Source organism: Streptomyces sp. NPDC002574 (assembly GCF_042889545.1).
Classification (GTDB): domain Bacteria; phylum Actinomycetota; class Actinomycetes; order Streptomycetales; family Streptomycetaceae; genus Actinacidiphila.
On record NZ_JBIARB010000006.1, the window covers coordinates 81,708 to 102,422 of the forward strand.

Sequence of the window (20,715 nt, forward strand, 5' to 3'; positions counted from 1 at the left end):
GGGCTCAGGCGACCCCGGCCGGTTCCGGCTCCGGGTCGTCGTCCGTCCTGAACTGCGTGCGGTGGAGCTCGGCGTACCTGCCGTCGGCCGCCAGCAGTTCGGTGTGCGTGCCCCGTTCGACGATCCGCCCGTCCTCGACCACGAGGATCAGGTCGGCGGCCCGCACGGTCGACAGCCGGTGGGCGATGACGACGGCGGTCCGGTCCTCCAGGGCCTCGGCCAGGGCCTCCTGGACGGCCGCCTCGGAGGTGTTGTCGAGGTGCGCCGTGGCCTCGTCGAGGATGACGACCCGCTGCCCCGCCAGGAGCAGCCGGGCGATGGTCACGCGCTGCCGCTCGCCGCCGGAGAGCCGGTACCCGCGCTCGCCCACGACGGTGTCGAGCCCGTCCGGGAGGTCGGTCACGAGGTCCGCGAGGCGGGCCCGGCGCAGGACCTCCCACAGCTCGTCCTCACCGGCGTCGGGCCTGGCCAGCAGGAGGTTCGCGCGGATCGTGTCGTGGAAGAGATGGCCGTCCTGGGTGACCATGCCGACCGTGGCGCGGAGCGAGGCCGCCGTCAGGTCGCGTACGTCCGCACCGCCGACGCGCACCGCGCCCTCGTCCACGTCGTACAGCCGCGGCAGGAGCTGGGCGATCGTCGACTTCCCGGCCCCCGAGGAGCCCACGAGCGCCAGCGTGCGGCCCGCCTCGGCACGGAAGGAGATGCCGCGCAGCACCTCGCCGCCCGCGCGGGTGTCCAGGCTCGCGACCTCTTCGAGGGAGGCGAGCGAGACCTTCTCCGCGGACGGGTAGCCGAAGCGCACGTTCTCGAACTCGACGGCGAGCGGTCCGTCCGGCACCTCGCGGGCGTCCGGCTTGTCGGCGATGAGCGGCTTCAGGTCGAGGACCTCGAAGACCCGCTCGAAACTGACCAGGGCGCTCATCACGTCGACACGCGCACCCGCCAGCGCCGTCAGCGGCGCGTAGAGGCGGGTGAGGAGCAGGGCGAGGGTGACCACGGAGCCGGCTTCGAGGGAGCCGGTGAGCGCGTAGTGGCCGCCGAGTCCGTAGACCAGCGCCAGCGCGAGGGCGGAGACGAGGGTGAGCGCGGTGATGAACGCCGACTGCGCCATGGCGGTGCGCACCCCGATGTCCCGCACGCGGCGGGCGCGTTCGGCGAACTGCTCGGACTCGTCGGCGGGCCGGCCGAAGAGCTTGACCAGCGTCGCGCCGGGGGCGGAGAAGCGCTCGGTCATCTGCGTGCCCATGGCGGCGTTGTGCGCGGCGGCCTCCCGCTGGAGGCGGGCCATGCGGGTGCCGGTGCGCCGCGCCGGTACGACGAAGACCGGCAGCAGCACCAGGGCGAGCAGCGTGACCTGCCAGGACAGCGCGAGCATGACGCCGAGCGTGAGCAGCAGGGTCACCAGGTTCCCGACCACCCCGGACAGGGTGTTGCTGAAGGCCCGCTGGGCGCCGATCACGTCGTTGTTGAGCCGGCTGACCAGCGCGCCGGTGCGGGTGCGGGTGAAGAAGGCGACGGGCATGCGCTGGACGTGGTCGAACACGGTGGTGCGCAGATCGAGGATCAGACCCTCGCCGAGGTTCGCGGACAGCCAGCGGTTCACCAGCCCGAGACCGGCCTCGGCGAGCGCGATGACGGCGATGAGCACGGCCAGGGTGGTCACCCGGCCGGAGCGGTCCCCGGAGACGATGGCGTCCACGACGCGCCCCGCCAGGACCGGGGTCGCCACGGCGAGCAGCGCGGTCACCACGCTGAGCAGCACGAACCATGTGATCCGGCGGCGGTGGGGTCGTGCGAACGCCGCGACGCGCCGCAGGGTGTCGCGGGCGAGGGGGCGGCGGTCCTGCGTGGCGTTCATGACGCTGTGCAGCTGGGTCCAGGCCGTGGTCTCCATGCTCATGGAGCGACCGTAGAACCTCGACCACCGTCGAGGTCAAGAAAGTGAGGGGAAGGGGCCCGCCCGGCGGGTGGCACGGTGGGCGGACCGGCCTCTTCGGCACCGTCGCCGGCCGGCCGTGGAGGCCGCGGCAGGACCCCGGCGCGTCGTCCGGGCCGTGGCGGTCAGGGCGCGTCCCGGTCCCGGGTCCCCGCGGCATCGTCCGGCGGCGCCAGCGGGACGCGCAGCGCGACCGTCGTCCCCTCGCCCGGAGCGCTGCGCAGCGTCAGGCGGGCGTCGATGAGGTCGGCGCGCTCGCGCATCGCGGACAGGCCCATCCCGCGCTGGTACGGATGCGCCGGGTCCGGGGCGCGCAACGGGACGGGCCGTCCGGCCGCGGTGCGCTGGTCCATGCCGCGGCCGTTGTCGGTCACGGTCAGCTGGGCAGTACGGCCGTTGCCCTCCACGCTCACGACGATGCGCGTCGGCTCGGCGTGCTTGACGGCGTTGGTGATCGCCTCCTGCACGATCCGGTACACCTGCGCCTGCGTCTCGGGCGCGAGCCGCCCGCCGAGCGCGTCCCCGTGGGACCCGACGCGCAGGTCCGTGCGGATCCCGAAGGTCTCGGAGGTGTGCCGGCACAGCGCCTGCAGGGCCGGATGCAGACCGAGTTCGTCCAGCACCACCGGGCGCAGGTCCACGATGAGGTGGCGCAAGGAGACGATCTGGTTGCCGACCAGGGCGCGCGCCTGCTGGATGGCGCTGCTCATCGCGGCCGGCCCGCCGTCGGCCGCGGCGGAGGAGAGGACGACCTGCACCGCGCCCAGTTCCTGGAGGGTGTCGTCGTGCAGTTCGCGCGCCCAGCGGCGGCGCTCGCGCTCCTCGCCGTCGTGACGGGCCCGTACCCGCTCCCGTCGTAACTGCTCCTCCCGGCGCGACGAGGCGCGGCTGGCGATGATCGCGTAGCCCGCCAGGAGGAGGGGGAACACGTGCAGGATGTTCAGCAGCGGCTCCTGGGCCACCCTGACCATCCCGGCGACCGTGAGCATCAGCGCGAGGGCGGTGGCGACCAGCAGCCAGATCCGCTGGCGCGCGGCGCACAGCGGGATCATCAGCAGGTACGACGCGGCCGCGACGAGCGACAGCAACAGCTCCCAGGACCTCTCCCGGTCGGTCACCTCCATGAGGACGGCGCCGGCCAGGCACGCGGTGCCGAGGATCTCGAAGCCCAGGCGCAGCGTCGCCCGTTGCGGCCTGGTCACGCTCAGGCCACCAGTCCGCGTTCCCGGGCCACGGCGATCAGTTCGGCGCGGCTGTCCTTGCCGAGCTTGTCCCGGATCCGGGAGCGGTGCGTCTCCACGGTGCGCACGGAGACGTAGAGGCGCCGGGCGATCTCCTGGTTGGTGTGGCCGAGGGCCAGGAGGGTGAGCACCTCGGTCTCCCGGTCGGTCAGCTGCTCCTCGCCGCGGTCCGGGACGCCGATGTTCTCGACGGCCAGCCGTGCCCCCAGGGAGGGCTGTACGTAGGTGGCACCACCGGCGACCTGGCGCACGGCGGCCAGCAGTTCGTCGGCGGCGGCCTCCTTGAGCAGATAGCCGGCCGCCCCGGTGCGCAGCGCCTCACGGGCGTAGGCCGGGTCCTCCTGCATGGTGAGGACCAGGATCCTGGTGCCGGGGGAGGCCGACAGCAGGCCCGGGATGGTCGGCAGGCTGGACCGGCCCGACATGGTCAGGTCCAGCACCAGCACCCGGGGGTGGTGCTCGCGCACGGCGTCCAGGGTCTCCGGGACGGTCGCCGTCTCCGCGACGACGTCGAAGGCCGGGTCCGCGGCCATCAGCAGGCGCATTCCTGCCCTGACCACCAGGTGGTCGTCGGCGAGCACCACCGTGGTCGCGGCGGAGGGGTGCCTGCCGTCGGGGCGGCGGAGGACTTCCATAGCTGCAACGGTAGATCCGCTCCGCGCAACGGGCAGCACACGCCGCCGGCCGTGCGGCACACCCGCAGTCAGGACTGCGGGTTACCACGGATGACGTCTGCGGGTCCGGTGGGATGCGGTCGCCGCACCCATTGGGCAGGCTCGTAGCCAGTGATGGAAAGTCGTCACAGCCGACGTACCCGTCCCTCCGAGGCAACCGACATGTACTGCGTCATCGACCAGCCCCCGCCCGTTCCGCCGGATCAGCCCCACTCGTACGAAGCGGCCCAGCAACTCGCCGATGCCGCCGTACCCGCCGTGGCCGACTTCGCCGCCGTGGAGGTCTCCGACGCCACGGTCAGCGAACGGGCGGCGATGTCCGGGCTGCCCGCGACGGTGCTCGACTTCCGGCGCGGGGCCTTCCGGGCGGTCCGGCCCGACGAGACACCCCGCGCGTACGAGGTCGGGGAGGTCAGCCAACTGCCGGTCCGCACCCCGTACCACGCGTCCCTGGTCGACCTGCGTCCGCGCATCGTCCTCAATCTGCACCCGCGGACCGCCTGGCTGCTGCGCGACCCGGTGCGCGCCCCGCTGATGCGCGGCAGCCGCACTCACTCCGTGCTGGTGGTGCCCCTCGACGTCGGTGGTGTGCTCCTCGGCCTCGCGGCCTTCTACCGCACGGCCGGGTCGCCCGCCTTCTCGGGCGCAGACCTGCGGGAGGCCGGCCGGCTGGGCCGCCGGGCCGCCCTGCTGCTGGACGGCGAGCGGCGCCGGCTCGTCCATGAGGCCGCCGCGCGGATCCTCCAGGAAGCCCTGCACGAGTCGGACGCCCCGGCCGTCAGCGCGCTCGAAGCGGTGCGCGGGCACGTCCCGGAGTCGTCGGCGCCCGGGTCCTGGATCGACGTCGTCCCGCTGCCCAGCGCCCGGGTGGCCCTGGTCGCGGGCACGGCCGAGGGCTGGGGCGTCACCGCCACGGCCGGGATGAGCCAGGTCAGGGCGGCGATCCGGGCCTTGCTGCTGCTGGACATGGACCCCGGTGAGGTCATCGCCCGGCTCGGCCGCCGCGCGGGGGCGGCCCAGCCGCCCGTGCATTGCCTGCTGGCGGTCTACGACCCCGTCACCCGTCGCTGCGCGGCCGCCGCCGGCGGCGACGCCTGGGCCGAACCGGCCTTCCCCGCGGACGCGCCCCCGGCCGAGCGGGCAGAGGGACCGGACTGCGCGCCCATGACCGCGGAGTCGGTGGCGGAGTTCGACGTGCCCCCTGGCAGCGTTCTCCTGCTGAGCTGCGGCACGGACCGCGGGACGGGCACGGCCCCCGGGATCCGGATCATGCCGCCGACGGGCGACGACGCCGTGGACGCGGTCGACACCGCAGTCTCGGACGCCCTGGCCGCCACCCCCGGCGGCCGTCCCGAGCCCGTGCTCCTGGCGGCCCTCATCCACACCCTGGACCCGGTGGACGTCGCGACGTGCGAGGTGCCGAACGACCCCGCCGCCGTCTCCGACGCCCGCGCCTGGGCCGACGGCCAGCTCACCGAGTGGAGCCTGCCGGACCTGTGCTTCACCACCACGCTGATCGTCAGCGAACTCGTCACCAACGCCGTCCGCTACTCCAGCGGCCCGATCCGGCTGCGCCTCATCCGGGACCGGGCCCTGATCTGCGAGGTGTCCGACTTCTGCAGCTCGGCCCCCCATCCGCGCCGGTCCACCCTCAGCGACCAGAACGGCCGCGGCCTGTCGATCGTCGCCCACCTCACCGAGGCCCAGGGCACGCGCTACACGACGACGGGGAAGACGGTGTGGGCGGAGCAGAACATCACCCCCGAGGCGGCCTGAAGGCCCACCCGGCCCACCCGGACCGTACGCGGCCGCCGGCCACGGGGAATCCCGTGGCCGGCGGCCGCGTACGGCGGCGTGTGCCGCGTGCGGTCAGCCGCCCGCCACCGCCTCGACCTCGGCCTTCGCCTCCGCGACGGCCGGGGTGTCCGAGGTCCGGACGACGTTGCCCGTGGCGTGCCGGCCGTGGTGGGCCGGGACGAGGAGGGCGGCCAGGGACGCGCCGAGGAGCAGGACGGCGAGCAGGGCGAAGCCGTGGGTGTAGCCGGAGGCGTAGGGCAGGCCGGAGGGCTGCAGGCGGCTGGTGACCAGGACGCTGGTGACGGCAGCGCCGATGGAGCCGCCGATGGTGCGGATGTTGGCGTTCATGCCGCTGGCGGCGCCGGTCTGCTCCGGCGGGACGCTGCGGACGATGAGGTTGGCCATCGAGGCGAAGGCGAGGCCGATGCCGAGGCCGAAGATGCCGGCCGAAGTGGCGACCTGCCACTGCTGGTCGTGCCAGGCGGCGAGGAAGCCGCAGGCCACCGCGCCGAGCGCGGCGCCGGCGACGAGCAGGCGCTTGGCGCCGACGACCGGTTCGAGGCGGCCGCTGAGCACGCCGGAGAAGAACATCGCGATCAGCATCGGCAGCATCAGCAGGCCGGCCGAGGTGACGCTCGCCCCGAAGCCGTAGCCCGCGGCGCGCGGGGTCTGGGCGAAGCCGGGGAGGAAGGACCAGATCGCGTACATGCCGGCGCCGAAGAGGAGACCGGCGGTGTTGGTCGTCCACACCGCGCGCAGGCGCATGATGCGCAGGTCGATCAGCGGGTGGCGGGAGCGTGCCTCGGAGAGCAGCCAGAGGGCGAACAGCACCACCGCGGCGACGAACAGCCCGATCACGCGGGCCGAGGTCCAGCCCCAGTTGCCGGCCTGGCTCAGCGGCAGGAGCAGGGCGACGAGCCAGCTGGACAGGAGAGCGGCGCCGAGCCAGTTGACGCGGCCGTCGGCGCGGCTGGGCGACTCGGGGACGTAGCGGAAGGCTATGAGCGCGGTGACGGCGACGATGCCGACCGGGATCCAGAACAGCCAGCGGTAGTCGAGGGCGGAGACGATGGGCCCCGCCGCCACGATGCCGACGCCGCCGCCGGCGGCGATCACCGCGGACAGGTTGCTGATGCTGGGGCTGACCCGGCTCGGCGCGAACTCGTCCCGGATGATGCCGAAGGACAGCGGGAACAGGGCGCCGCCGATGCCCTGGACGATGCGGGCGATGATCAGGACGCCGATCGTCGGGGCGAGCGCGGCGAGCAGGCAGCCGAGCGTCAGCACGACGAGGACGGCGACGAGGGTGCGCTTCTTGCCGACGAGGTCGCCGAGGCGGCCGAGGATCGGTGTGAAGATCGAGGCGGACAGCAGGTACGCCGTCATCACCCAGGTCGCGGTGGACTGGGACGTGTGCAGCGCGTGCTGGACCGTCGGCAGGGCCGGTGCGATCAGCGACTGCAGCATGGAGAACACGCCCGCACCGGTCGCGAGGACCGCGAAGGTGAGGCGGGTGGAGCGTCGGGGCATGAAGGAGCCTCTCCGAATCCGGACAGGGCGCGGCCGGGCGTGCCGGCCGCGGGTGATGAGCGGGCTGGTGGTACGGGATGGGCCGGCGGGGCGCGGGCCGCGTCGGGCGCGCCGGTGTCCGCCGGAAGTCAGGGGAGGGCGTTGCACCGGTGCAAGGCCCAGAAAGGGGCGAATCGGGGCGCGGTCGGCGCGTGCGGTCACACGTGTCGACGGAAGTGCGCCCCCTGCTGTTAAAGTGGAGGTACGCCTCCACTGTAGCGGAGGCTCACCTCCACTTCAAACTGTTCCGGCCGGGGAGGCAGAAGTGACGGCCCAGCCGTTTCCCGTCAGCGAGATCGTCGCGGCGCAGCGCCCGCACCGCAGGGACGCCGCCCGCAACTACGACGCCCTGCTCGCGGCCGCCCGTGAGGCGTTCGCCGAGAACGGCGCCGAAGCCTCGCTGGAGGACATCGCCCGCCGCGCGGGTGTGGGCATCGCCACCCTCTACCGGAACTTCCCGACGCGCCGGCACCTCTTCGAGTCCGTCTACGCGGACGAGGTCAACGAGCTGTGCCGGGTCGCCGAGGACGTCGCCCCCCTGGAGCCCTGGGACGCGCTGACCTCCTGGCTGCGCCGCTTCGTCGACTACACCGTGACCAAGCGGGCCATCCGCGAGGCCCTCAACAACGAGTCCGACGTCTTCCTGGCCTGCCGCGACTCCATGTACCAGGCCGGCGGCCCGCTCTTCGAACGCGCCCAGAAGGCCGGCGAGGCCCGCACCGACTTCTCCTTCGACGACCTGCTCCGCATGGTCTCGGGCATCAGCTCCACCAGCTTCCCCGACGACGCGCAGCGCGACCGCGTCCTGGGTGTCGCCCTGGACGGGGTACGGACCCTCCACTGACGCGTGCGCCCGCAGCGGTGCGGCGCGGCCGGCCGGTCGCAGGGAGCCGGGTGGCGGCGGACGTCACCGCGTCCCCCGGCAACACCGCCGTCCGTGTGGCACGCTTCGATGTCGCCGACCCCGCCTCGGCGGTGGTGCTCGCCGTGGCCCGGGGCGGACCGCCGCGTATCCGTGGGACCGCGTGCGCGGTGCCCCGTGACGGCTGGTCCGGCGGTCGCCCGGCTTCTCGGCGCGCCCGGTGCGCCGCCCGAGGCTCGGCCCTGACCCACGCTGCCGGTGACGTGCGGCTCGCCGGTCGTCGTCGCCGGAGGCGCATGGCCGCGGGAGCAGAACGCGATGCGCCCGGAGATCAGGTGATCCGGAGCGTGCGCCTCGGGTGGGGGCGGTCCGGACGCGGGCGCCGAGAAGGCGACTGCGATCGCCGTGCCGGGTGTGCTGGTGCCGTGCGCCGCGCCCCCCTTCCCTGCCGCCCGGAGCGGCGAGATCAGGACAACTGCGGTCCCGCGCACCGGCGGTCGGCCTGTCCGGCCGTTCGTCCTATGTCTCAGTGACCCGCGTCTGCCTGGGCTTTTGTGTCGCGCGCTCAAGAGGAAACGGGAAACCCCTGTCCGCGGCGGCCGGTTGGGGGCCACCGTGAGGGCCGACGTGGGCGAGGCGGCGCGGGGGCGTCGTCCGGAGGGGGAGGAACGCATGGGGGCTCGGCGCCGGCGCGCCCTCCTGCCGTCGCCCGCGGGGAGAGGGCCGGGCACCGGCTCCGGGGAGGCGCACCGGGCGGCGGAGGGGGCCCGCCCGGCGCGCCGGTCACGGTCCGGAACGCGCCGGCACGGGCACCGCGCCGAGCGGTCCCCAGCGGCGGGAGGCCGGCCGCGGCTCAGCACCGGAGGCGGCGGTTCAGCCGAACTGCCCTTTGGTGTGCGGGAGTTCAGGGTGATGCGAGGCATCGGTCCCGAGCGCCGCGGGGGTCCGGCCCGCCTGCGTCGCCCCGCGGCCCGGCGCGCCGGGCCGAGCGGCCCCGCAGACCGGCCGAGTGCCCGCGCGGTCGCTGCCGCGCGGCCGTCCCGACCGCCACGGGCGGCGTCGTCCCACCACTCACGGGGGTGGTGGGCCGGCGCCGGCCCGTGGCCTGTTCTCGCCCGTGCGTCCCGCGCCCCGGCGACCCTGGGAACCGCGCCCCGCCCCTCGTCGCTCCTGACCCTGCGACGGGGCACGCCGGCGGAGCGGCCGGGAGACAGGGAACGGCGCCCACCGCGCCGTACGCGGCGGGGAGCGGATGGACCGGACACCAGGCGAGGCGACCGCGCCCACCGGGGCGTTCGGTCCGGCACTGCGCGAACTGCGCCTGGAACGCGGCCTGTCGCTCGCCGCGCTGGCGCGCCGCACCCACTACAGCAAGGGGTACCTGAGCAAGATCGAGACGGGCGGCAAGCCGGTCAACGCCGACCTCGCCCGGCTCTGCGACGAGGCCCTGGAAGCCGGGGGCGAACTGCTCGCCCTGCTGCCGTCCGGGCCGCCGCCGGGGGACGGCGCCGCGGCGGCACCCTGCCCCTATCCCGGGCTGTCCGCCTACGGCACCGAGGACGCGGCCCGGTTCTTCGGCCGCGAACGGGCCGTCGCGGAGCTCGTCCGGCGCCTCGAACTGCGCGTCGGCGAGGGGCCGCTGGCGGTGGTCGCCCCGTCCGGGGCCGGGAAGTCCTCGCTGCTGCGGGCCGGTCTGGTCCCCGCCCTGGCCGGGGGACCGTACGGGCACTGGCCGGTCGTGGTGTGCACGCCGACCGCCCGGCCGCTGGACGCCCTGGTGCAGGCGCTGCGCACCCTGCCGCTATCCGCCGGGCCCGGCGAACTGCCCGAGCACGCACCGCACTCCGCCCGTGGGACCGCCCTCGTCGAGGCGATCCGTGCCGGAGCGGCGGGCACGGGACTGGTCGTCGTGGTGGACCAGTTCGAGGAAACCTTCACCCTCTGCGACGACGAGGCCGAGCGGCGCGCCTTCATCGCCGCCCTCACGGGCCTCGCGGCCTCCCGCGACGCCGCCGTCGTCCTCGGGATCCGCGCCGACGTCACCGGCCGCTGCCTGGAGCACCCCGCGCTCGTACCGGTCGTCAGCGACGGCCTGTTCGCCCTGGGCGCCATGACCCCAGGGGAACTGCGCGCGTGCATCGTGCGGCCCGCCGAGGAGGAGGGCACCGAGCTCGAACCCGGCCTGGTCGAGGTGCTGTTGCGGGACCTCGGCGCGGAGACACCCGGCGGCGTGGCGTACGAGGACGACGCCGCTCCCGGAGGCTCTCCGGGAACGCTCCCGTTGCTCGCCCACGCCCTGATGGCCACCTGGCGGCAGCGGTCGGGCCGCACCATGACCGTGGCGGGCTACCTTGCCGCGGGCGGCATCCACGGCTCCGTCGCGACCGCCGCCGAGGCCCTGTTCACGGCACTGTCGCCCGCCGAGCAGGAGGCCGCCCGCCGGCTGCTGCTGCGGCTGGTGCGGGTCGGCGAGGACAACGAGCAGTCCCGGCGTCCCCGCGGCACCGCGGACCTCCTCGACGGGATGCCGGACGCCGCGGCGGCCCGCGCCGCGCTGGACGCCTTCGTCGCCGCCCGGCTGCTGACCGTGGGCACCGCCCACGTGGAGATCGTCCACGAGGCGCTGCTGCGCGCCTGGCCGCGGCTGCGGACCTGGGTGCACGCCGCCCGCGCCGACCTGCTGCTGCACCAGCAACTCAGCGCGGCCGCCCGCGAATGGGAACGGGAGGGCCGCGACCCCGGACTGCTCTACCGCGGCACCAGGCTGGCGGCCACCCGCGAGTGGGTCGCGGGCCCCGGCCGCCGGCCCGGTGAACTGAGCCCGCAGGAAGCCGGCTTCCTCGCCGCCTCCACCGGGGAGGAGGACCTGCGCAGACTGCTCGTACGCCGCCGGGCCCGGCAGCAGCGCATGGGCGTGGTCGTGCTGGTGGTCCTGCTCGTCCTCGCGGTGCTGGCCGGAGGTGTGGCGGTGGAGCAGCGGTTCGCCGCCGACCGGCAGCGCGCCACCGCGCTCTCTCAGGCCATGGCGGCCCGCTCGGCCCAACTGGCCATGGGTCGCCCGGAAGCAGCGATGCTGCTGGCCGAGGCCGCCTATCGCACCGCGCACACCACCGAGGCCCGCGGCGCGCTGCTCAGCACGCAGGCCGACGCCTTCGCCGGGCGGCTCACCGGGCACACCGCCGCCGTCAACTCGGTGGTGTTCTCGCCCGACCAGCGACTGCTGGCCTCGGCGGGCTCCGACCGCACGGTGCGGCTGTGGCACGTCGCCTCCCGGACCGGCGCGGCGGTGCTGACCGGGCACCGGGGTCCGGTCCGGTCGGTGGCCTTCTCACCCGACGGGCGGCTGCTCGCCTCCGGGAGCACCGACGGCACCGTCCGGCTGTGGTCCGTGCAGCGGCGCCGTGCCCTCGCCGTACTGGCAGGTCATCAGGGAGCCGTGCGCGCCGTGGCGTTCGCGCCCGACGGTCGCACGCTGGCATCGGCCGGCGGTGACGGCACGGTGTGCCTGTGGGATGTCGCCACCCGCCGCAGGACCGCCGTCCTCACCGGTCACACGGACGAGGTCCTGGCGCTGGCCTTCCGCCCCCGGGGCTCGCTGCTCGCCTCCGCCGGCGCGGACCGCACCGTGCGCCTGTGGGACACCCGGACCCGCCGGAACGTGGCCGTCCTGCGCGGTCACGGCGGCGACGTGCTCGCCCTCGCGTTCAGTCCCGACGGGCGCACCCTGGCCAGCGGCGGCGCCGACCGCACCGTGCGCCTGTGGGACGTCGCCGGCCGGCGCCGCACGGCGACGCTCACCGGCCACGACGACGATGTGAACGGCCTCGCCTTCGGGCCCGGCGGCCACACCGTCGTCTCGGCCGGCGGCGACGGCGCCGTCATCCGCTGGGACACCCGCACCCACCTGCCGGTCGGCACCCTCACCGGCCACACCGACTACGTGCTGTCCGTCGCCGTGGCCCCCGACGGCGACATGGTCGCGAGCGCGGGCTTCGACAGGACGGTCGTGCTGTGGGACCTGCGCCGCAGCACCCTGGCCGCCACCCCCGTCACCGAGGTGTGGAAGGCCGCGTTCAGCCCCGACGGGCGCTCCCTGGCCTCGGCCGGGGGCGACGGCACCGTACGGGTCTGGGACATGGCCCGGCACGTCCCCTCGTACACACTCACCGGCCACAGCGGGCCGGTCTACGACGTCGCGTTCAGCCCGGACGGCCGGTGGCTCGCCTCGGCGGGGGCGGACCGCACCGTGCGGGTGTGGGACACCCGGACGCGGCGGAACGTGGGCGTCCTGCGCGGCCACGAGGGCGCCGTCTTCGCCCTCGCGTTCAGCCCCGACGGGCGGACCCTGGCGACCGGTTCCGCCGACCGCACGGTCCGCCTCTGGGACATCGCCCGCCGACGCCAGGTGGCCGTCCTCAGCGGGCACACCGACTTCGTGAACTGCGTCGCGTTCAGTCCGGACGGCCGGCGACTGGTCAGCGGCAGCGACGACCTGACGCTGCGTCTGTGGGACACCCGGACGCGGCGCGGCGGCGCCGTCCTCACCGGGCACACCGGCTCCGTGCGGGGCGTCGCGTTCGCGCCGGACGGGCGGACGCTGGCCAGCAGCGGCAACGACGGCACCGTGCGGCTGTGGGACGTGCCGCACGCGCGCGCGGCGGGCGTCCTCACCAGCCACACCGGCTCCGTGCGCGGAGTCGCCTTCAGCCCCGACGGGCGGACCCTGGCCAGCAGCGGCAACGACCGCACCGTCCGGCTGTGGGACCCGGCGACGCGGCGGCTCACCGCCACCCTGACCGGCCACACCCGGGCCGCGTGGAGCGTCGCCTTCAGCCCGGACGGGGCCACCGTGGCCAGCGCGGGCAACGACGGCACGATCCGGCTCTGGGACCCCGACGTCCACCACCGCACCGCCCGCCTGTGCCGCCTGGCGGGCCCCTCCGACCGGCAGCGCTGGCGCCGCCTGCTCCCCGACTACGCCTGGCCGGGGGCTTGCGGGACCTGACGGTGCGGGGGCGTGCCGGGCCCGTCGGCCGGCGCGTCGGTTTCCGCCTCCGCACGGGTCGGCTGTCGTGGTGGGGGCGGGACCGGCCGCCGCGTGCGCCGTTCCGGTGCGCGGGGCGCCGGCCAAGGCGTGGCGCGATGCTTCCCGTTGCCGGGTCCGCGACATGCGGTGGCGGTGACGACTGGGGCAGGATGGTGAAGATCGCGCCCGGACGAGGGATGTCTGTCCGGCGCGCTCCCTCGACGTCCCCAGAGCGATAAGGCGACAAGTGACGACACAGCACGTCCCCCGTCCCGTGGATGGATCCGTACACACGGCGGGAGCGGGCCGGTGAACCGTACGCTGACCATGCACGACCTGATAGTCGCCGGCGCCTGGGTCGGCGCGGGCGCGGTGGCCGCCCTCGCGTTGCGGCTGGCGCTGCGCTGGCTCGGGGAACGGGCCACCCGGACGCGGTGGGACGGCGACGACATCGTCGTCACCGCGCTGCGCACCCTGGTGCCGTGGTCGGTCCTGGGGGCCGGGGCGTGGGCCGCCGCCGCAGCGCTCCCGCTGCAGCACGCGGTGGACCGCACGGTCAACCAGGTCCTGGTCGCCCTGCTGATCCTCGCCGCCTCGGTCGCCGCGGCGCGCATGGTGGCCGAGACGGTGCGGTCGGTCGCGCTGTCGCGCTCCGGCGTGGCGGCCTCGGCGACGATCTTCGTCAACATCACCCGCGTCGCGGTGCTGGGCATGGGCGGCCTGGTACTGCTCCAGACGCTCGGCATCTCCGTGGCACCGCTGATAACGGCCCTGGGTGTCGGCGGTCTCGCGGTCGCCCTCGCCCTCCAGGACACCCTCGCCAACCTCTTCGCCGGCGTGCACATCCTCGCCTCCAAGACCGTGCAGCCCGGTGACTACATCCGGCTGAGCAGCGGCGAGGAGGGCTACGTCGTCGACATCAACTGGCGCAACACCGTGGTGCGGCAGCTCTCCGACAACCTGGTGATCATCCCCAACGCCAAGCTGGCCGGGGCGATCGCCACCAACTACCACCAGCCCGAGCAGCAGATGTCGCTCATCGTGCAGGCGGGCGTCGGCTACGGCAACGACCTGGAGCACGTGGAGCGGGTGACGGTCGAGGTCGCGGCGGAGGTGATGGCCGGCGTCGAGGGCGGCGTGCCCGCACACGAACCGGCCGTGCGCTTCCACACCTTCGGCGAGTCCCGCATCGACTTCTCGGTGATCCTGCGGACCTCCGAGTACGGCGAGCAGTACCGCATCAAGCACGAGTTCCTCAAGCGCCTGCACCGCCGCTACCAGGCGGAGGGCATCGAGATCTCGTACCCCACCCGAACGGTGATGCTCCGGCAGGACGGCGTCGCGGAGAATGCCGGGGCGGACGGCAAGGAGGGGGCGGCGGGCGTCGCCCTGCCGCGCCAGCGCGACACGACGCAGGCGCCGGGTCAGCGCATCTGAGGCTGCCGGGCCGGGTAGCGCGCCCCTCCCGGGGCGAAGTCGCAGAGTCCGTCGATGAGTTCGATGGCGCTGTCGGTGAGGGCGGCCGCCTCGCACGCGTTGTCGCAGGCCACCAGTTCGCGGCCGATCTCCGCGATGGTCGTGGTCAGGGCGATGAGCAGCGCACGGTCGCCCGGCTCCTCGCGGCTGGTGCCGAGCAGGGTCGCGTTGTGGTGGATCCAGGTCCGCAGGTTCCGGCGGCCCATCACGTCGAAGCCCGGCGGGGTGTCGCCGGTGTAGAAGAGCTTGGCCATCTCGCGCCGGGCCCAGGTGTGTTCGAGGTAGGCGCGGGTGCCGGTGAGGAAGAGCGCGCGGGGGTGGCTGCCCCCGGCAGCGCGGCACCGGGCCACGGCCTGCGCGGCGGCGTGGGCCTGCGCGGCGCGGAAGTCCTCCCACAGCGCCAGGAAGAGGTCGGCCTTGCCGTCGAAGTGGTGGTAGAGGCCGCCCACGCTGGCGTCGGCGCGGCGCACCACCTCGGCGATGCCGGCGGCGTTGTAGCCGGCCTCGCCGAAGACCTCCCGCGCGGCCTTGAGCAGGGCCTGGCGGGTGGTCTCGGCGCGGCTGGGCGTCCGGGCCTGCGCGGTCGCGGGTGCGGCCGCGGGCCCGGCCCCGGGGTCCGCGGCCTGGGCGTCAGGGGAATCGCCGACGAGCGGCTCGTCGCCCTGTGTGTCGCCCATACCGGGACCTCTCGTCCGTCACTGCCTGGTGGGGCAGAACACTACCCTTCGGTCTCTTCGGTCCCTTCGGTCAGGACGCCGGAATGCCGTCGGCGGGCGCCTCGGGCTGCGCGGTGGTGTACGGCGTGATCGCGCCGGTCCCGCTGTCGGTGACCAGCGGAGTGCCCTCCATGCTGATCTCCGACCCCTTCAGCGTGCCGATCTGCACCCCGGTGTAGCCGGCGTGGGAGTCGGCGCTGTAGCGGAACGGCACCAGGCCGGGGCCGGTGAAGCCGCCCTTCTCCACGGCCTTGACCAGCGACTCGCGCGTGGGGTCCTTCCCCGCGCCCTTCAGGGCCTGCACGAAGGTGTAGGCCATGGACATCCCGAACTCCACGTTGCCCTCGAAGGGCGTCTTGGGGATGTACTTGTCGTGGATCGAACGGAACAGCTTGATCCAGCTGTTGGAGGTGTCCGTGGTCGGCGGCATGTAGGTGTCGGTGATGATGCCGTCCATCAGCGCGGCGACGTCGGCGGTGCCGCCCGCCTTCTTCACGTACGCGTCGAGCAGGCCGCCCAGTGTGGTCGGGTCGGAGCCGACGTTGGTCACCACCAGTTGCGGGTTGTAGCGGAGTTTGACCGAGGTGAGCTTGAACAGCGCGGTGTAGGCGGGGATGGTGAACAGCACGACGACGTCCGGCTTCTTGGCGGCGATGGCCGCGACCTGCGGGCTGATGTCGGTGCCGCCGGGCTGGTAGCTCTGCCGGCTGACGACCTGGTCGGCCGGGATGAACTGGTCGAGCCCGGCCACGCCGTCCTTGCCGAAGTCGTCGCCCTGGTAGAAGTACGCGACCTTCTTGCCCGCGAAGTGCTCCTTGACGTACTGGCCGAGGATCTTGCCCTCGATGACGTAGTCGGGCTGCCAGCCGAAGGTCTGCGGGTGCTTCTTCGGCTCGTCCCAGCAGCGGCAGCCGGAGGAGACGAACAGGTCGGGCACGCGCTGGGCGTTGAGGAAGTCGACGACCTTGGTGTGCGTCGGGGTGCCGAGCCCGCCGAGCATCGCGAAGACCCGGTCCTGCAGGACGAGTTCCTTGGTGATCTTCACCGTCTCGGTCGGGTTGTACGCGTCGTCCCGGTACCGGAAGTCGATCTTGCGGCCGTTGACCCCGCCGTGGTCGTTGACGTAGTCGAAGTACGCCTTCGCCCCCTGCGAGACGTTGCTGTAGCCCGGCGCCGCCGGGCCGGTGAGCGGCTGGTGGCTGCCGATGACGATGCTGTCCTTGGTGACGCCCGGCGCCGAACCGCCGCCGGAGTCGCCACCGCACGCGGTGAGGGCGAGCGCGAGGACGGCCAGTGCGGCCGTGGCGCGCAGGTGCAGGCGTGCGCGGAGTGCGGTGCGGAGACTTCTTCTCATGGCCCCTCCTGGAACCGAATCGGATTCGGTGGGTGATGGACGGATGTACGGGGTCGTGCCGTAAGGGGGGAGCGGTCAGGACGGGGCGCGGCGCGCCGACCGGAGCCGCCGGGCGAGCCGGACCAGGGCGCCCTGGATGCCCTGCGGGAAGACGAGCATCGACAGGACGAGGACGAGGCCGAACAGGGCGAGCGGCAGGTTCGCGTAGAAGCCCCGCGACAGGTGCAGGGCGTCCGCGACGTCCCCGGTCCAGGTCGGGAGCAGGACGAGCACGATGGACCCGTAGACCGCGCCCGCGAGGCTGCCCAGCCCGCCGAGCACCGCCCCGGTCAGCAGCGACAGCGACAGGGCCAGCGGGAACGCCCCGGGCGCCGCCAGCGAGCTGACCACCGCGAGCAGGCCGCCGCCCAGGCCCGCGCAGGCCGCGCTGACGACGAAGGCGAGCACCCGCAGCCGGGCCACGGGGATGCCGGCGAGCGCCGCCGCGTCCTCGTCGTCCCGGATCGCCCGCCACGACCTGCCCACCCGGCTGCGGCCGAGATCGGCGAGGAGGACCAGCACGACCACCGCGCACAGCAGGCAGATCCACGCCTGCCAGCGCTCCAGCGGGAAGTACACGCCGAGTGCGGCGGGCGGCGGGGGAGTGGCCACCACCAGGCCGTTCTCGCCGCCGAGCAGGTCCGACAGATGCCGGTAGTTGGCCAGCGCGGGCAGGCCCACCGCCAGGGTGAGCGTCGCGCCCGCGAGGTACGGGCCCTGCAGCCGGGCCGCCGCGGTGCCGACGAGGGCGCCGACCGCGGCGGTGACCGCCGTTCCGGCCACCAGGGCCACGGGCAGCGGCCAGGCCAGGTTGGTGAGGAACAGCCCGGTGCCGTAGGCGCCGACCGCCATCAGGGCGCCGTGGCCCAGCGAGATCTGGCCGTTGAGACCGGTCAGCACCGTCAGCCCGGCGACCGCGCACACATAGGTGGCCACATTGGCGACCTGGAGGTCCTGGAACGGCGGCAGGGCGGCGGCGACGGCGCACAGCACGAGCAGGGCCACCGCGCCGGGCAGCAGGTGCCGGACCAGGGTCCGGTCGAGTGCCGGGCGCAGCCACGCGGGCCCGCCCGGGCCGGCGGACGTGGCGGCCGCGGACTTCGTCGTGCCGTTCGTGCCGTTCGTGCCGTTCGTTTCGTTCGTGTCGGTCGTCTCGGTCATGGCGCCTCACACCCGTCGCACGGAGGTACGCGAGAACAGTCCGTTGGGCCGCACCATGAGCACCGCCATCAGCACCACCAGTGCGCCCAGCAGGGCCACTTCGGAGCCCAGGTAGCCCGAGACGTAGCTGAGCGTCAGCCCGACCACCAGCCCGCCGACCACCGCGCCCGGTGGACTGTCCAGCCCGCCGACGACGGCCGCGGCGAAGCCGAACACCAGCACCGCGTCGAACTGGTTGGGCCCGACGAACGTCGTCGGTGCGATCAGCACGCCGGCGAGCGCGCCGACCGCCCCGGCCAGCGCCCACCCCAGCGTGAGCACCCGCCCGACGCGCACACCGAACATCCGCGCCACCTCCGGCGCGAAGGCCGCGGCACGCATCCGCAGCCCCACCGGCGTGGCCCGGAACAGGACGACCAGCAGGGCCATCACGACCAGCACGGCGCCGATGGTGAACAGGTCCGACGGCGACAGCAGCAGACGCGCGCCGCCGATGCCGAACCCCTGGATGCCCAGCAGCGGCGGGAAGGAGCGCGGCGAGCCGCCCCACACCATCCCGGCGACCGCCTGGAGGAACAGCAGCAGGCCGAGGGTGACGATGACCGCGTTCATCGGCGGGGCCTTCTCCACCGGCCGCACCAGCAGCCGTTCCACCACCGCCCCCAGCAGGAAGCCCGCGGCCAGGGCCGCCAGCAGCCCGGCCCAGTAGGAACCCGTCGCGTGGATGACGCCGAGCGCCACGAAGGTCGTGATCATCAGCATGCCGCCCTGGGCGAAGTTGACGATCCGCGTCGCCCGCCAGATCAGCACCAGGGAGAGCGCGACCGCCGCGTAGACGATGCCGCTGCTCACCCCGCCGAGTGTCAGATTGATGAAATACATTCAGAACCCCAGATAGGCGTGGCGGAGGTCGTCCGCGGTGGCGAGACGGGCGGCCGCGTCGGCGGCGACGACCCGTCCCAGGTTCAGCACGACACCGTGGTCCGCGACGGACAGCGCGCTGCGCGCGTTCTGCTCCACGAGCAGCACGGTCAGTCCCTGCCGGTCCCGCAACTCCCGCAGGACGGCGAGGATCTGGGCGGTGATGCGGGGCGCCAGCCCGAGCGACGGCTCGTCGAGCAGCAGCAGCCGCGGCCGGGTGATCAGGGCGCGCCCGACGGCCAGCATCTGCCGTTCGCCGCCGGAGAGCGTCTCGGCGGGCCGGGCCCGGCGTTCGGCCAGCGCGGGGAAGAGCGCGTACACCTCGTCGAGCCCCTCGCCGAGCCGGGCCCTGCGCTCGGCGCGGCCGCGCCAGAGGCCGCCCAGGCGCAGGTTGTCGTGGACGCTCAGCTCGGTGATCACCCCGCGGCCCTCGGGCACATGGGCCAGTCCGCGGCGGACGGCGTCCTCCACCGGAAGGCGGGTGATGGCCTCGCCGTCCAGCACGATCCGCCCGGCGCGCGGGCGGACCAGCCCGTGGACGGCGCGCAGCAGGGTGGTCTTCCCCGCCCCGTTGGCCCCGAGGACGGCGGTGATGGATCCCTGGTCCACCGTCAGGGAGACGTCGTCCAGGGCCCGGACCATGCCGTAGCGGACGGCGAGGCCGTCGATCTCAAGCACGGGAGGACTCCTCTCGGGCGTCGCCGGTGCCGGCCGTGCCGGCCGTGGTCGGGGCGGGTGCCGCGGTGGCCGCGGTCTCCTCGGTCACCTCGTCGCCGAGGTAGGCCTCGGTGACCAGCGGGTCGTCGCGCACCTCGTCGGGCGTCCCCTGGGCGATGGCCCGGCCGAAGTCCAGGACCAGGACCCGGTCGCAGACGCTCATCACGAGGTCCATGTGGTGCTCGACGATGACGACCGCCATCCGCTCGCGCAGGCCGCCGATCACCTCGCCGAGACGGCGCATCTCCGCCTCGGACAGCCCGGAGGCCGGTTCGTCGAGCAGCAGCAGGCGCGGCTCCCCGGCCAGCGCGCGGGCCAGCGCGACCTGTTTCTGCACGCCGTAGGGGAGTTCGCCGGGCAGCCGGCCGGCGACGTCCTCCGCCCCGAGTTCGCGCAGCACCGCCAGGGCGCGGTGCCGCAGCAGGCGCTCGTCGCGGTCGGAACGGGGCAGCCCGAGCAGCGCCGAGGCGAAACCCGCCCGGGCGTGCCGGGTGGCGCCCACCATCACGTTCTCCAGCACGGTCAGCCGGGGGAACAGCCCCAGCCCCTGGAGCGTGCGGGCGATGCCCAGCCGGGCCAGCTGGTGCGGGCGCGGCCAGGACACCGGGCGGTCCTGCCAGTGCAGCGTGCCGGAGGCGGGGCGCACGAAACCGCAGACGGCGTTGAACAGGGTGGTCTTTCCGGCGCCGTTGGGCCCGATCACGCCGAGCACTTCGCCGGGCCGGACCGACAAGGACACCGCGTCGAGCGCGGACAGACCACCGAAGGAGACTCCGAGGTCGTCGATCCGCAGGAGGCTTTCCACCAGTCACCCTTCCTAGGGGAGTTCGGCGGGGCGGGAGAAGAGGGACAGGGGCGGACAGGTCTGGCGCGTTCCGGAACCCGAACGGGAACCCGAACCCGATCCGAGTCGGGAACCAGAACCAAAACCAGAACCAGAATCGGATTCGGTCGAGTGCGGGCTTCGTCCAGGGCCGCGGACCGCAACGGTCCGCGGCACGCGGCGCGTTCAGCCGGGCACGGCGGGGCGATGTGCGGACGGGTGGTGCCGGGTGTCGCCGAAGTACGTCATCACGTGGTCTCCCAGCGGGCAGGGCCGGTACGCCCCCGGGGTCGCTCCGGGGTGGCCGCACGATACCGACTGGTCGGCATGTCGTGAAGAGGGGCTGCAGGTCACGGTTTTGAAGCGGTCTTGACTCAACTGCCGTAGCGGCGGGCCCGGTCGG

General features: G+C 74.2%; 14 protein-coding genes. 4 read left to right on the forward strand and 10 right to left on the reverse strand.

Features of this window, described 5'->3' with window-relative positions; genetic code table 11:
* Positions 1-4: 4 nt before the first annotated feature.
* The 3 genes from ACFYXS_RS15500 to ACFYXS_RS15510 all read right to left on the reverse strand — a co-directional run bounded on the left by ACFYXS_RS15500 (position 5) and on the right by ACFYXS_RS15510 (position 3,812).
* Positions 5-1,900, reverse strand: coding sequence for an ABC transporter ATP-binding protein (locus ACFYXS_RS15500; protein ID WP_389248124.1), 1,896 nt, complete (start codon positions 1,898-1,900; stop codon positions 5-7).
* Between the two features lie 161 nt (positions 1,901-2,061).
* Positions 2,062-3,138: a sensor histidine kinase gene (locus tag ACFYXS_RS15505; RefSeq protein ID WP_389248127.1), complete on the reverse strand. Its 1,077-nt coding sequence runs from the start codon at positions 3,136-3,138 to the stop codon at positions 2,062-2,064.
* 2 nt (positions 3,139-3,140) lie between these two features.
* Positions 3,141-3,812 carry a response regulator gene (locus ACFYXS_RS15510; protein ID WP_389248129.1) on the reverse strand — a complete coding sequence of 224 codons (672 nt, stop codon included), beginning with the start codon at positions 3,810-3,812 and terminating at the stop codon, positions 3,141-3,143.
* Between the two features lie 201 nt (positions 3,813-4,013).
* Between ACFYXS_RS15510 and ACFYXS_RS15515 the strand changes: the two genes are divergently transcribed.
* Positions 4,014-5,627, forward strand: a complete 1,614-nt coding sequence (locus ACFYXS_RS15515) for a SpoIIE family protein phosphatase (protein ID WP_389248131.1) — start codon at positions 4,014-4,016, stop codon at positions 5,625-5,627.
* Between the two features lie 93 nt (positions 5,628-5,720).
* Here the strand turns inward: ACFYXS_RS15515 and ACFYXS_RS15520 are convergent, their stop codons facing one another.
* On the reverse strand, positions 5,721-7,178 hold the full coding sequence (locus ACFYXS_RS15520) for an MFS transporter (protein WP_389248133.1): 1,458 nt from the start codon (positions 7,176-7,178) through the stop codon (positions 5,721-5,723).
* Positions 7,179-7,482: 304 nt separating this feature from the next.
* Here ACFYXS_RS15520 and ACFYXS_RS15525 point away from each other — a divergent pair, with 304 nt between their 5' ends.
* From ACFYXS_RS15525 to ACFYXS_RS15535, 3 genes are all read left to right on the forward strand, one after another.
* Positions 7,483-8,061, forward strand: a complete 579-nt coding sequence (locus ACFYXS_RS15525) for a TetR/AcrR family transcriptional regulator (RefSeq protein WP_389248135.1) — start codon at positions 7,483-7,485, stop codon at positions 8,059-8,061.
* Between the two features lie 1,270 nt (positions 8,062-9,331).
* Entirely contained in the window at positions 9,332-13,084 is a 3,753-nt protein-coding gene (locus ACFYXS_RS15530; RefSeq protein WP_389248137.1) for a helix-turn-helix domain-containing protein, read from the forward strand.
* Positions 13,085-13,414: 330 nt separating this feature from the next.
* Positions 13,415-14,542 carry a mechanosensitive ion channel family protein gene (locus ACFYXS_RS15535; protein ID WP_389248139.1) on the forward strand — a complete coding sequence of 376 codons (1,128 nt, stop codon included), beginning with the start codon at positions 13,415-13,417 and terminating at the stop codon, positions 14,540-14,542.
* Here ACFYXS_RS15535 and ACFYXS_RS15540 read toward each other — a convergent pair.
* The 6 genes from ACFYXS_RS15540 to ACFYXS_RS15565 all read right to left on the reverse strand — a co-directional run bounded on the left by ACFYXS_RS15540 (position 14,530) and on the right by ACFYXS_RS15565 (position 20,294).
* Positions 14,530-15,258 carry a TetR/AcrR family transcriptional regulator gene (locus ACFYXS_RS15540; protein WP_389248141.1) on the reverse strand — a complete coding sequence of 243 codons (729 nt, stop codon included), beginning with the start codon at positions 15,256-15,258 and terminating at the stop codon, positions 14,530-14,532. The genes ACFYXS_RS15535 and ACFYXS_RS15540 overlap by 13 nt on opposite strands.
* Before the next feature lie 70 nt (positions 15,259-15,328).
* On the reverse strand, positions 15,329-16,651 hold the full coding sequence (locus tag ACFYXS_RS15545) for an ABC transporter substrate-binding protein (protein WP_389248143.1): 1,323 nt from the start codon (positions 16,649-16,651) through the stop codon (positions 15,329-15,331).
* Positions 16,652-16,726: 75 nt separating this feature from the next.
* Positions 16,727-17,851: a branched-chain amino acid ABC transporter permease gene (locus ACFYXS_RS15550; protein ID WP_389248145.1), complete on the reverse strand. Its 1,125-nt coding sequence runs from the start codon at positions 17,849-17,851 to the stop codon at positions 16,727-16,729.
* A 6-nt stretch (positions 17,852-17,857) separates the two neighbouring features.
* Complete coding sequence (locus ACFYXS_RS15555; protein WP_389248147.1) at positions 17,858-18,703, reverse strand: branched-chain amino acid ABC transporter permease; 846 nt, start codon at positions 18,701-18,703, stop codon at positions 17,858-17,860.
* Between the two features lie 30 nt (positions 18,704-18,733).
* Entirely contained in the window at positions 18,734-19,450 is a 717-nt protein-coding gene (locus ACFYXS_RS15560) for an ABC transporter ATP-binding protein (protein WP_389248149.1), read from the reverse strand.
* Positions 19,443-20,294 carry an ABC transporter ATP-binding protein gene (locus tag ACFYXS_RS15565; RefSeq protein WP_389248151.1) on the reverse strand — a complete coding sequence of 284 codons (852 nt, stop codon included), beginning with the start codon at positions 20,292-20,294 and terminating at the stop codon, positions 19,443-19,445. The genes ACFYXS_RS15560 and ACFYXS_RS15565 overlap by 8 nt, the downstream gene beginning before the upstream one ends.
* Between the last annotated feature and the right edge of the window lie 421 nt (positions 20,295-20,715).

What these genes read in the sequence shown, in the direction of transcription:
- ACFYXS_RS15500 (WP_389248124.1), bottom strand. Translation starts at nt 1,900, where the DNA reads ATGAGCATGGAGACCACGGCCTGGACCCAGCTGCACAGCGTCATGAAC.
- ACFYXS_RS15510 (WP_389248129.1), bottom strand. Translation starts at nt 3,812, where the DNA reads ATGGAAGTCCTCCGCCGCCCCGACGGCAGGCACCCCTCCGCCGCGACC.
- ACFYXS_RS15515 (WP_389248131.1), top strand. Translation starts at nt 4,014, where the DNA reads ATGTACTGCGTCATCGACCAGCCCCCGCCCGTTCCGCCGGATCAGCCC.
- ACFYXS_RS15545 (WP_389248143.1), bottom strand. Translation starts at nt 16,651, where the DNA reads ATGAGAAGAAGTCTCCGCACCGCACTCCGCGCACGCCTGCACCTGCGC.
- ACFYXS_RS15530 (WP_389248137.1), top strand. Translation starts at nt 9,332, where the DNA reads ATGGACCGGACACCAGGCGAGGCGACCGCGCCCACCGGGGCGTTCGGT.
- ACFYXS_RS15550 (WP_389248145.1), bottom strand. Translation starts at nt 17,851, where the DNA reads ATGACCGAGACGACCGACACGAACGAAACGAACGGCACGAACGGCACG.
- ACFYXS_RS15540 (WP_389248141.1), bottom strand. Translation starts at nt 15,258, where the DNA reads ATGGGCGACACACAGGGCGACGAGCCGCTCGTCGGCGATTCCCCTGAC.
- ACFYXS_RS15520 (WP_389248133.1), bottom strand. Translation starts at nt 7,178, where the DNA reads ATGCCCCGACGCTCCACCCGCCTCACCTTCGCGGTCCTCGCGACCGGT.